The 11,738-nt window shown below is 74.4% G+C and carries 10 protein-coding genes and 1 pseudogene; 6 read left to right on the top strand and 5 right to left on the bottom strand.

The window, feature by feature from the left end; all coding sequences use genetic code 11:
* A partial coding sequence (locus tag C3486_RS34930; protein WP_258053187.1) for an FGGY-family carbohydrate kinase occupies positions 1–336 on the top strand: 336 nt, incomplete at its 5' end.
* Between the two features lie 280 nt (positions 337–616).
* On the opposite strand, the gene C3486_RS34925 is transcribed toward C3486_RS34930, so the two are convergent.
* Complete coding sequence (locus C3486_RS34925) at positions 617–1,225, bottom strand: ATP/GTP-binding protein (protein WP_103836889.1); 609 nt, start codon at positions 1,223–1,225, stop codon at positions 617–619.
* A gap of 366 nt (positions 1,226–1,591) precedes the next feature.
* On the opposite strand from C3486_RS34925, the gene C3486_RS34920 reads away from it, so the two are divergent.
* Positions 1,592–2,386, top strand: coding sequence for a GntR family transcriptional regulator (locus C3486_RS34920; protein WP_103836888.1), 795 nt, complete (start codon positions 1,592–1,594; stop codon positions 2,384–2,386).
* On the top strand, positions 2,383–3,159 hold the full coding sequence (locus tag C3486_RS34915) for a sulfite exporter TauE/SafE family protein (protein ID WP_103836887.1): 777 nt from the start codon (positions 2,383–2,385) through the stop codon (positions 3,157–3,159). Before C3486_RS34920 ends, C3486_RS34915 begins: the two co-directional genes overlap by 4 nt.
* 96 nt (positions 3,160–3,255) lie before the next feature.
* Here C3486_RS34915 and C3486_RS34910 read toward each other — a convergent pair whose 3' ends face one another.
* Genes C3486_RS34910 through C3486_RS34900 form a run of 3 tightly spaced genes read right to left on the bottom strand, consistent with a single transcriptional unit; the run spans position 3,256 to position 6,812 of the window.
* Positions 3,256–3,666, bottom strand: a complete 411-nt coding sequence (locus C3486_RS34910; protein ID WP_103836886.1) for a DUF742 domain-containing protein — start codon at positions 3,664–3,666, stop codon at positions 3,256–3,258.
* 36 nt (positions 3,667–3,702) lie between these two features.
* Positions 3,703–4,137 carry a roadblock/LC7 domain-containing protein gene (locus C3486_RS34905; protein WP_103836885.1) on the bottom strand — a complete coding sequence of 145 codons (435 nt, stop codon included), beginning with the start codon at positions 4,135–4,137 and terminating at the stop codon, positions 3,703–3,705.
* Positions 4,134–6,812: a nitrate- and nitrite sensing domain-containing protein gene (locus C3486_RS34900; protein ID WP_103836884.1), complete on the bottom strand. Its 2,679-nt coding sequence runs from the start codon at positions 6,810–6,812 to the stop codon at positions 4,134–4,136. The genes C3486_RS34905 and C3486_RS34900 overlap by 4 nt, the downstream gene beginning before the upstream one ends.
* 275 nt (positions 6,813–7,087) lie before the next feature.
* Between C3486_RS34900 and C3486_RS34895 the strand changes: the two genes are divergently transcribed.
* The 3 genes from C3486_RS34895 (at position 7,088) to C3486_RS34885 (ending at position 9,831) form a co-directional block, all read left to right on the top strand.
* Entirely contained in the window at positions 7,088–7,543 is a 456-nt protein-coding gene (locus C3486_RS34895) for a hypothetical protein (RefSeq protein WP_374936960.1), read from the top strand.
* A 236-nt stretch (positions 7,544–7,779) separates the two neighbouring features.
* Positions 7,780–8,601: an IclR family transcriptional regulator gene (locus tag C3486_RS34890; protein WP_103836882.1), complete on the top strand. Its 822-nt coding sequence runs from the start codon at positions 7,780–7,782 to the stop codon at positions 8,599–8,601.
* 144 nt (positions 8,602–8,745) lie between these two features.
* Positions 8,746–9,831 (top strand): S-(hydroxymethyl)mycothiol dehydrogenase, encoded by a 1,086-nt coding sequence (locus tag C3486_RS34885; protein WP_103836881.1) that lies wholly within the window; start codon positions 8,746–8,748, stop codon positions 9,829–9,831.
* Positions 9,832–9,946: 115 nt separating this feature from the next.
* On the opposite strand, the pseudogene C3486_RS34880 reads toward C3486_RS34885, so the two are convergent.
* Positions 9,947–11,738, bottom strand: a pseudogene (locus tag C3486_RS34880) (hypothetical protein); the annotation flags it as partial.

Below are 11,738 nucleotides of genomic sequence, written 5' to 3'. Positions count from 1 at the left end.
GTGGACGCGATGTACCAGGACTCCGGCGTGCAGATCACGACGCTGAAGGTGGACGGCGGGATGACCGCCAACAACCTGCTGATGCAGCACCAGGCGGACGTGCTGGGGGTGCCGGTGATCCGGCCGGTGGTCGCCGAGACGACCTGTCTGGGCGCGGCGTACGCGGCGGGTCTGGCGACCGGCGTGTGGCAGGACCTGGACGAGCTGCGGGCGCACTGGAAGCGGGACGCGGAGTGGTCGCCGCGGATGCCGGGCGAGGTCCGGGAGCGGGAGTACGCGCACTGGCGCAAGGCGGTGGAGCGCAGCTTCGGCTGGCTGGACGAGAACGGCGAGTAGGCGTCCAGCGGGGGCGTGGGAGCGGCGCCCGCGGGACGGTGGCGGCCCGTGCCCCGGACGGCGGGGTACGGGCCGCGCGGCACCGCTCCTTCAGGGACGCGCGACGCGGCGCTTCGGAGACGCCGGCTCCGGCGCGCCAAGGAGGCGCTGACTCCCGCGCTCCAGTAGGCGCTCGCCCCGGGCGCCGAGAGGCGCTCGCTGCCGCGCGACAGGAGAGGACTGGCTCCGCGCTCCAGCAGGCGCTCGTTCCCGCGCACCGGGAGAGGCTCGCTGCCGCGCGTCAGGAGAGGGCCGGCTCCCGCTGTTCCTCGCTCATCCGCAGCGCGTGCTGGACGACCTCGATGAGGACGTCGCGTGCCGAGTCCTTGATGCGGGCGTCGCAGTCCACGACGCTGACCTCGGGGTCCAGGTCCAGTGCCTCGCGGACGGTCTCGGCGGGGTAGCGCTCGGCGCCCTCGAAGCAGTTGACCGCGACGGTGAAGGGGATGCCGCGGCGCTCGAAGTAGTCGATCGCGGCGAAGGAGTCCTCCAGACGGCGCGTGTCGGCGAGCACGACGGCGCCCAGCGCGCCGGTGGCCAGCTCGTCCCAGAGGAACCAGAAGCGGTCCTGGCCGGGCGTGCCGAAGAGGTAGAGGACCAGGTCCTCGCGGAGGGTGATCCGACCGAAGTCCATGGCGACGGTGGTGGTGTGCTTGCCCTCGACGCCCGCGGTGTCGTCAACGGGCCGGCCCGCCTCGCTCAGCTGCTCCTCCGTGCGCAACGGCTTGATCTCGCTCACCGAGCCGACCAGGGTCGTCTTGCCGACGCCGAAACCGCCGGCGACCAGGATCTTGAGCGTGACCGGCTCGACGGCTTGCTTGCGGCGTCGCTCAGCGCGCCCGAAGACCATTGACCGCTTCCTCCGATGTCGGTGGGGGGCATCAGCGGCGGACGGCGCACCGCGGCTGATGACAACTGTGGGAGTACGACAACTCCCGCGTGGGAGTGGATCGTTCCGCACCGACTGTACCGACGACAACCCCACGGCCCGGCACCGGCCCTGTGTGATGTGCTCATGATCACTGAGCGTACGGGGAGCGGTACGCGGACGCGGCGTACCGGCGTATCGCCGCAGCCCTCGACGCATCTCTGCTGGTCAGAGATTTACGCAGGTCAAGCGGGGTGGCGTAACTCTGGCGTAATGCCGGGCCGGTACCGTCGGCCGCTCCTGAGGGCAGGGCGGCGGGCGGGACCGCGTTACGGAAGGGGAACAGTCATGCGGGAGACGGCACCACCGGGTGCGGAGTGCGGGGACGACGGGCCGTGGGTGTCCTCCCGGCCCCGCGCCGAGCGCGCCCGGCAGCTGGCCGACGTGCTCCGCCAGCGGATCACCAGCGGCGCGTACGACGGCGGAGTGCTGCCGGGCGAGCGCGAGTTGGGCGCGCACCTGGGCGCGTCGCGCAACGCCGTCCGGGAGGCCCTCGCGCTGCTGCGCAAGGAGGGGCTGATCACCCGCAAGCAGGGCGTGGGCACCACGGTCGTGATGCCCAAGTACGGCCACGGCCTGGACCGGCTGGCCGGCCTTGCGGAGACGCTGACCGGGCACGGCGCGGTGACCAACGAGGTGCGCGCCGCGCACCCGGTACCGGCGCCGCCGGCGGCCATCGCGGAGCGGCTGGGCCTGCCCCCCGGCGAGGGCGCCGTGTACGTCGAGCGGCTGCGCCGGCTGGGCGGCCTGCCGCTGTCGCTGGACACCACGTACCTCACCGCCGACGTCGGGACGCCGCTGCTCGCCTGCGACCTGGCGCACCGCGACCTGTTCGCGCTCATCGAGGAGACCTCCGGGCAGCGGCTGGGCCGGGCCGAGGTGTCCGTGCACGCGGTCAACGCGGACCCGGACACCGCGGCGCTGCTGGGCGTGGCGGCCGGGGCCGCGGTCTTCGCCATCGAGCGGCTCACGCACCTCGCCGACGGCCGTCCCGTGGACGCCGAGTCGCTGCACATCAGGGCGGACCGGCTGGCCCTCCAGGCGACGCTGCACCGCGGCCCGGCACCGGAGGCGGCGCGATGAGCGGCGCGGGCCCCGATACGGCGACGCTGCTCCTCCTGGTGCTCTTCGGGCTGGCGGCCGGGGTGGGCATCACGGCCGTGGGCCCCGGCGGCGTGCTCGCGACCGTGGGGCTGTTCGTGCTCACGGACCTCTCCCCCGCGCAGGTCGCGGGCACCGCCATCGTCACGCACGTGGCGACGGGCCTGCTGGGCACGGCGGCGTACGTGCGCTCCGGAGAGCTGCGGGAGCCCCGGACACGGCGTACGGCGTGGGTCCTGGCGGGCGCGGCGGTGCTCGGCACCCCGCTCGGCGTCCTGGCCAACACCCTGGTCTCCGGACGCGCCTTCGGGCTGCTGCTCGGCGCCTTCGTGGCACTGGTCGGCGGGCTCGTCTGGTACCGCGAGCGGCGCGCCGCGCCTACGGGGGCCGCGCACCACCCCTCCTCCTGGGTGGCGGCGCCGCTGGGCTTCGGAGTCGCGGTGGCCAGCGGGGTGTTCGGGGTCGGCGGGCCGATGCTCACGGTGCCGCTGCTGGTCGCGCTGCGGATGCCGGTACTGGCCGCGCTGGCCGTCGCGCAGGTGCAGTCGGTGGTGATCGCGACGGCGGGGACGCTCGGTTACGTCGCGCACGGCGCTGTGGACTGGCCGCTGGCGGCGCTCGTCGGCGTCCCCGAACTCGCCGGCGTGCTGATCGGCTGGCGGATCGCCCGCGCGCTCCCGTCCCGCACGCTCAAGGCCGGCCTGGTCGTGGTGCTGTTCGCGCTGGCGCCGTATTTGGCCCTGTACGGCGGCTGAGAGGCGCGGCCGGACGGGCCGGGCTCCCGGGACGTGCGGGGCCCGGCCGGGCCGCTCAGAGCGCGCTCAGTCCGTTTCAGAGCGCGCGCGGGTTGTTCAGAGCGCGCGCAGGCCGTTGATGACCTCGCGCAGGATGCCCTCGTCGGGGAGCTCGGCGGGCGGCACGGGCCGGCTGACCCGGACCAGGCCGGCGTCGAGCAGATCGCCGATCAGCACGCGGACGACGCCGACCGGCAGGTCCAGCTCGGCGGCCAGTTCGGCCACCGAGAGCGGGGACTCCCGGGTGAGGTCGACGATGTCGAGGTGTTCGGGCGACAGGGACTGGTCGGTGACCGGCTCGTCGGCGCGGCTCTCCGCGATCACTTGCGCGATCAGGTCGAGCCCGGCGACGGCCCCGCTGGCGGTACGGCCGCGGGTCATGGCGTACGGACGGACGACCGGGCCCGCCTCGTCGTCGAACCACCGGGCCGGGCCCGCGGCGGACCCGGCCTGATCTTGTCGCTTCATGCGGTCACTCGGTTCATGCGGTCACCGTCGTCATCCTCAACTGGGCCGGTCGGTCCTGGGCGCGGTGCCCAGGTGCGTACCCACCCGCTTGACCAGCAGCGTCATCTCGTACGCGATCAGGCCCACGTCGGAGTCCGCGTCGGCGAGCACGGCCAGGCAGCTGCCGTCGCCCGCGGCGCTCACGAACAGGAACGCCTCGTCCAGCTCGACCATCGTCTGCCGCACCTGGCCCGCCTCGAAGTGCCGGCCGACGCCCTTGGCCAGGCTGTGGAAGCCGGAGGCGACCGCGGCCAGGTGCTCGGCGTCCTCCCGGGACAGGTCGGCCGAGGCGCCGGTGGCCAGGCCGTCGCTGGAGAGGATGAGCGCCTTGCGGATGGAGCCCACCCGGCCGACCAGCTCGTCGAGCAGCCAGCCCAGTTCGCCCGAGCCCTTCGCTGCGGTCCCTGCTGCTGTTGCCTTCGGTGCGGTCATCGACCGTCCCCTCCCATGTTCTTTCTCGGTGCGGTGGCGCTGCCGTCGTCGCCGGACTCGCGCCGGCCGCGCTGCCAGCCGCGCTGGAGCGATGCCATGCGGGCCCGTACGGCCTCGGCGTCACGGTCGGCCGCGGGGTCCGCGGCCTCGGACGCCGCACCGGATTGCCCGCCGGGCGGCGTCTTGAGCTGGGGGGCGAGGCTGGCCTGCCGCACTCGCCTGGGCAGTCCGCGCACCGTCGTCGCGGGCCGCGCTTCCTCTGCGGGCGCGGGACCGGCCGGGGCGGCACCCGTGGGCGCGTCGCCGGACGGGCCGGCCGCCGGGCCGTCCGTACGGCGCTCCGCCGCGGTGTCCTCCTCGCGCGGTCCGCGTACGTGGCCGTGTTCCCTGCGGGCGTCGGCCGCCTCGCCGGACGGGCCGCCGTCCTGGTCACCGACGGGCCGGCCGTGGTCGCTGACCAGAGCCGGGGAGCGGCGGCGGCGCGGCAGCGGCGCGGGGCCGTCGCCGGGCGCCCGCTCGGGGGCCGGCCGGTGCGCGGGCTCGGCGGGCACCGGGCCGGTCGGCGCGAGGCGGTCCTCCTCGGAGCGGGGCCGGCGCCGGGGGCCGCGGAACGCGGGCTCGTCCTCGTCGGCGGTGCGCCGCGCTGCCGCGCCGTGCGCCGTCTCGCGCTCCGGGAGCGGCACCGGGACCTGGGCGAGCGCCGCCAGCTTCCCGCGCGCGGCCTGCACGGGCCGCTCCACCGAGCCGGTGTCCTCGCCGCGGCCCTCCCCGCGTCCGTCGGCGGTCTCGGTCAGCAGCGTGCCGGGGATGAAGACGACCGCGGTGGTCCCGCCGTACGGGGACGGCTGCAGCGAGACGCGTACGCCCTGCCGCTGGGCGAGCCGGCTGACCACGAAGAGACCGAGCCGGTCGGTGTCGGACAGCTCGAACTCGGGGGTCTCGGCGAGCCGCAGGTTGGCGTCCAGCAGCGCGTCGGGGGCCATGCCGAGGCCGCGGTCGTGGATCTCCAGGGTGAAGCCGTTGGCGACCCGCTCGCCGACCACCTGCACGGCGGTGTGCGGCGGCGAGAAGACGGTGGCGTTCTCCAGGAGTTCGGCGGTGAGGTGGGTGAGGTCGGAGACGGCCGGGCCGTCCACGGCGAGCCGCGGCAGCCGGCGCACCTCGATGCGCTCGTAGTCCTCGACCTCGGAGACCGCGGCCCGCACGACGTCCATGAGCTGGACGGGCTTGCGCCACTGCCGGGACGGTGCGGCGCCGGAGAGGATGACCAGACCCTCGGCGTGCCGCCGCATACGGGTGGTGAGGTGGTCCAGGCGGAAGAGGTCGGCCAGCTCGTCGGCGTCCTCCGTACGGCGCTCCATGGCGTCCAGCAGCGTGAGCTGACGGTGCAGCAGGACCTGGCTGCGGCGGGCGAGGTTGACGAAGACCTCGGAGACGCCGCGGCGCATGTCCGCCTGCTTGACGGCCGCCTCGATCGCGGCCCGCTGCAGGGTGTTGAGCGCCTGGGCGACCTGGCCCATCTCGTCCTGGGTGAACTCCAGCCGGGGCGCCTCGGCCTCGACGTCGACCCGTTCGCCCGCGGCCAGCCGGCGCATGACGCTGGGCAGCCGTACGCCGGAGACCTCGTGCGCGTCCTTGCGGAGCCGGCTGAGGTCCTTCACGTGCCGGCGGCCCAGCCGGAAGGAGACGATGATCGAGACGAGCAGCGCGACGAACCCGAGGACACCGGCGAAGGCGGCCTTGGCCAGCACGGTCATCGCGGCGGGCTGCACGCGGTCCGCGAAGCGCGCCGCGGTCTCCTGGTCCATCCGGCGCAGGTCGTCCAGGACCTGCCGCACGGTGCCGTGCCAGCGTTCGTCGTTGACGGCGGAGGGGGCGCGGGTCGGGCCCGAACCGATCACCTTGTCCTCGAAGGACTCCAGTTCGCGCGCCTTGGCGGTGTTCCAGTAGTCCTCGTAGAGCGCCCGGTCGCTCGCCGGCAGCGCGGTGAGCGAAGTGGTGTACAGGACCTTGCGCTCGGCCACCCGGTCGGCGAAGTCCCGCAGTTCGCGCGGGGTCATCGTGCCGGACACCAGGGCGGCGCTGAGGACCGCGTCCTCGCGGGAGACCGCCTCCCGTGCGCGCGTGACGTTCACCAGCGCGCCGCCGTCGTCGGAGAGTTCCGGGTCGGGCAGGGTCTGCATGCTGCCGAGGAAGGCGTAGCAGGGGTCGACCAGCGCGTTGTACTGCTCGAACGCCTCCCGGCGGCTGAGCGTGCCGCGCTCGACCTGGTCGCGCAGCCCGTCCAGGCCGGAGAAGCCCTTCAGGGCGGCCTGCAGCCGGGGGCCGGCGCCGCCGAGGAGGTCGTCGCGCACGTCGGAGGTCTGCGCGTTGGTACGGAGCCGGGCGAGGGCCCGGTCGGTGGCGCGGGACTGCCGGCGCAGATCGGTCAGGGAACCCGCGATCCGGGGGTCGGCGAGGTAGACGAGGGTGGCGCGGCGCTCCTTCTGCAGGGCCTGCACCGCTTCTTCCGTGGGGTGGCCGACCTTGTCGACGACGACCGAGACCTTCAGCAGCTGGCGGGCTTCGGTGCCGGTGACGTACGTGGCGAAGGCCCACATGGCGGTCAGGGACACCAGAGGGACGAGCAGCAACGCCACGATCTTCCGGCGGATGGACTTCCCGCGAAAGCGCATGGCCTCCCCTACGTCAACCCCGGCGCGCCGAGGTGGTGTTCCGTCAACAAACGGCGCGAGCCTACTACTGTCGGGGGACCAACTCGAAGAGCTGTCCAGGGGACCGGGCCGCAGGTCAGGGCCGGATAGCCGCCCTTGTCCGGTGATTCCGGGACAACCCGCCCGCCCGTGTGTCCTCCGCCACCTCACCCGCACTGCCCTTGCGTGCCTTGCCGGTTGGCCGGAACGGGCCCTCCCCCGGTGCCGCCGTCCGCCCCGCCGCGGGCCGCCGTAAGATCGGAAGTGCCGGCGTACGGCGGCATGTACCGGGGGAAATCCGGGCAGTCACCGAACAGCCGGACAGGCCGGGAAAGCACGGGGAGAGTGACGCTTTCATGGACATCGGCAGAAGCGGCACGCTGTGGCAGGAGGAACCGTCCGCCCGCCCCCGGATGCCCGATCCGGTGCGTGCCGCCGCCGTACGTGCCGTGATCATCGTGGCGGTGACGCTCGTTCAGGCGATGATCGCCTTCCTCAGCACGCTCGCCGGGTCCTGGCTCGCCTTCCCCGCCGTCCTCAGCACCGTCGCCTCGACGATCGTGGCGACGTGGAGCGTGCTGGACGTCTGGGTGACCCGGCAGGTGTGGATCCAGCGCAACGGCGTGGAGTCGCGCCCGAGCAGCACCGCGCGGGCACTGCGCCGGGAGCGGCGGCGCGCACGCCGGCAGGAGCGCCGCTCGGCCGCCGCGTAGCGCTCCATCACGCCGATCGCCCAGCTCGGAGGCACCGTCGAGGACGTGAAGAGTCCGTACGGATCTGCGGTATCATCTGGCCCCCTTCGCGCAGATCGGTATAGTGGCGTTTTCCATTGCGCATCGCATCGCGTGATACGCAACGGAGAAACGCACCACAACGAGCTCAGGGAGCCGTCACGACGGGCTCCCGACGACGGGCCGCACACGGCCACCTGGCGGTGACGCACAGACCGATGCCGAAGACGACCGAGAGCAGCGACACGAACGGGACCACCGAGGACACCGGCGACAGCACCCGCGGCGGAGGCGGCTCCGTCCAGTCGGTCGACCGCGCGGTGAGCGTACTGGAAAGCCTCGCGCGGCTGGGCGAGGCCAAGGTGACCGAGCTGGCCGAGGAACTGGGCGTTCACAAGTCCACCGCCTTCCGCATCCTCGGCGTCCTGGAGAACCGCGGGCTGGTCGAGCAGGAGGGCGAGCGCGGCAAGTACTACCTGGGCGCCGGCGTACTGCGGCTGGCGGGCGCCGCCGCGATCCGGCTGGACATCTCCCAGGAGGGCGCCCCGGTGTGCCGCGCGCTGGCCGAGGACACCGGCGAGACGGCCAACATCGCGGTCCTGGACGGCGACGCGGCGGTCAACATCATGCAGGCGCGCGGCGGGGCCGCGGTCACCGCGTACAACTGGCTGGGCCGGCGCACGCCGCTGCACGCCACCGCGAGCGGCAAGGTCCTGCTCGCACACCTGCCGCGGGAGCGCCGCGACGGCCTGCTGGCGCGCTCGCTGCCCCGCTTCACCGAGCACACCCTCACCACCGCGCCGCTGCGCGCGCAGCTGGCCGAGGCGCTGGAGCGGGGTTACGCCTGCACCGCCGAGGAGCTGGAGATCGGGCTGAACGCCGTGGCCGCGCCGGTACGCGCGCACGACGGCGCCGTGATCGGCGCGATCGGCGTCTCGGGCCCCGCGTACCGCATGGAGCAGGACCTGCTGCCGGAGCTCGCCGAACGGGCCGTGAAGGCCGCGGCCGACCTCTCCCGGGCCATGGGCTACGCGGCCTGAACTCCCTTGCGCGGCAGGGCGGAAACCCCTTGACGGATCGGCGGCCGGATTCCACCATGTCCCATATGGTGCAACAGATCGCATCATAGGCAACAAAGCCCGGCACCCACCTCCGCGCCCCAGGCGCTGTCGAGGAGAGAACACATGCCGCACGAAGCCCGCGCCGTCATCGCTGTGAAGAAGGGGGCGCCGGTCGAGGTCCTGCCGGTACTGGTGCCCGATCCGGGGCCAGGAGAAGTGCTCGTACAGGTGCAGGCGTGCGGCGTCTGCCCCACCGATGCCCACCACCGGGACGGCGCGGCCGGCGACGCCTTCCCGTACCTGCTCGGGCACGAGGCCGCCGGCATCGTCGAGGCCACCGGGCCCGGCTGCGACGGCCTCGCGCCCGGCGACTACGTCGTCCTGGCCTGGCGCGCCCCGTGCGGCACCTGCCGCTCCTGCCGCCGCGGCCGCCCCTGGTACTGCTTCGACTCCCGCACCGCGCGCGGCCGGACGACCCTGCTGGACGGTACGCCGCTGACGCCCGCGCTCGGCATCGGCGCGTTCGCCGAGAAGACGCTGGTCGCCGCCGGCCAGGCGGTCAAGGTCGATCCGTCGGCCCGGCCCGAGGCGGCCGGGCTGGTCGGCTGCGGGGTGATGGCCGGGTACGGCGCGGCGGTGCACACGGGGCGGGTGGGCAACGGCGACACCGTGGCCGTCATCGGCTGCGGCAGCGTGGGCATCGCCGCGATCGCCGGGGCCTCACTGGCCGGCGCCCGCCGGGTGATCGCGGTCGACGTGGACGGGCGCAAGCTGGACGCCGCCGAGCGCTTCGGGGCCACCGACACCGTCAACTCCCGCTGGACCGACCCGGTCGCGGCGGTCCGCACGCTCACCGGCGGGCACGGCACGGACGTCACCATCGACGCCGTCGGCAGCCCTGACACCTTCCTCCAGGCGCTCTCGATGCGCGACCTCGCCGGCGTACTGGTGCAGGTCGGCGCCCCCGAGCCGGAGACGCACGTCGAACTCCCGCTGCACGAGGTCTTCTCCCGCGGCGGCGCGCTCAAGACCTCCTGGTACGGCGACTGCCTGCCCAGCCGCGACTTCCCCGTCCTCATCGACCTCCACCTGCGCGGCAAGCTCGACCTGGAGGCCCTCGTCTCGGAGACGGTCGGTCTGGACGACCTGGAGGCCGCCTTCGGCCGGCTGCGCCGCGGCGACGTGCTCCGCTCGGTGGCGATGCTCTGACGCCGCGGGGCGCCGGCAGGCCGACCGCCGCCGCACGGGGAGCCTGTCCCGCTGGGCCCCGTGCGGATCGTGGGGCCCGGGGGCGTGCCCCCCATGAGCCGGTGGTCCCGGTCGGCTACCGCTCCTCCGCCGAGGCCGGGGCCGTACGGTCCTCCTCCGGAGCCGGGGCCGTACGGTCGTCCTCCGCGGCCGTACGGTCGTCCTCAGCCGCCGTCCGGTCGCGGTCCGGGCGGGGGACCCGCGGGGGTTCCTGTTCCTCCGGGCGCTTGAACATGCGGGTCGCGGTGATCTCGCCGTGGATGGTCTCCGCCTCCGGGCGCTGCTGCGGCAGGCCGGGGCGCAGATGCTCCTCGACGCTGATGTACTTCAGGCCCGCGCGCAGGTCCGCGTCGTTCCGCAGCCGGATGACCAGCGGGAACTCCGCGAGCGCCGTGGTGTCGAACAGGCCCGTGGTGTACAGCAGCTGGACGCCCAGCGCGTCCGCGACCGCCCGCTGCAGCTCCAGCAGGTACGTGGCGTTGGCGCGGCCGATGGGGTTGTCCAGGAACAGCGTGCCGGCGTGCCGTTCCTTGTCGCGGCCCCGGTCGTTGCTGCGCAGCGCCGCCATCGTGCAGTACAGCGCGATGGCCGCGGTGAGCAGCTGGCCGCCGGAGAAGACGTCGCCCATCTGCCCGACGGGCACGCGCTCGGCGCGCAGCACCGCGTCCGGCTTGAGGATTTCGACGGCCACGCCACGCGGCTGGAGCGCCGCCGCGACACCCCGCAGCAGCAGGGACATGCCGTCGCGGCGCAGGTCGCTGTTGCGCTTGACGGCGGCGCGGGTCGCCTCGTCGATGACCTCGCCGAGCCGTTCGGTGAGCGTGGCCTGGTCCGGGTCGTCGAAGCGGATGCGCAGGAACTCCTGGCCCGACCACTCCCCCAGGCCCTCCGGGAGCCGCGAGAGCCGCTGCGCCGAACGCAGCGTGGCCAGCGAGGACTCGACCAGTCCGCGCAGCCGGTCGACGATGCTGTCGCGGTTGCGCTCCAGCTGCTCCAGCTCGTCGGTGAGGACGCGCAGCCGGGGCGCGAACGCCTCGGCCCACTTCGCCGCGTGGTCCGGCAGCGCGGCCGCCGGCAGCTCGCGGATCTGCTGCCGCGCGGGGGTCTTGACCATCTCGTACCGCGTGGAGTTGGCGTGCCGTACGAGGACGTCGCTGGCCTCCCGGACGGCGGACTCCGCCGCCGACAGGTCGCTCGCGCAGCCGCGCAGCGAGCGGCGTGCCTCGGCGGCCGCCTGCCGGGCCTCCTCCAGCCGGCCCCGGTACGGCTCGGGCGCCTCCTGGTCCTCCTCCGGCGCGTTGTCGCGGAGGATGTCGCGCAGCATCGCGGCGATCTCGTCGAAGCCGCCGGCCGCGTCCTCGGCGGCGCGGTGGCCGCGCAGCAGCTCGGCGTGGGTGGCACGGGCGGTGTCCAGCGCGTCGGTGGCCGTGGCCAGTTCGGCGTTGGCGGTGCGCAGCAGCTCCTTGGCGCGGTCGGCGTCGGCCGGCACCAGCTCCTCGGGCAGCTCGGTGTGCGCCTCGACGCCCTCGGGCGGCGCCAGCCGCTCCGTCTCACCGCGCAGCCGGCCCAGCTGCTCACTGGCCGCCGAGGCCCGCGACTCCAGCATCGTGACCAGCTCTTCGGCACGGGCCGCCGCGGCCTGCCGGGACGGGCCGTCGGCCGCGTCCGGGCTCTGCAGCAGCTGCTCGGCGCGGGTGCGGACCTTGTTGGTGAGCCGGTCCAGCTCGGCACGGGCCGCGGACTCGTCACCCTCGGCGCGGGCCTGCTCGGCCCTGAGGTCGGCGCCGACGCCCACCTTCTCGTACAGCTGGGACGCGGCACGGTATGCCTCGCGCAGCGCGGGCAGCGAGGACTCCGGCGGGGCCTCC

The sequence above is a fragment of the Streptomyces sp. Ru73 genome, from assembly GCF_002920575.1.
Classification (GTDB): Bacteria; Actinomycetota; Actinomycetes; order Streptomycetales; family Streptomycetaceae; genus Streptomyces.
This window is presented reverse-complemented; position numbering and strand designations above follow the sequence as displayed.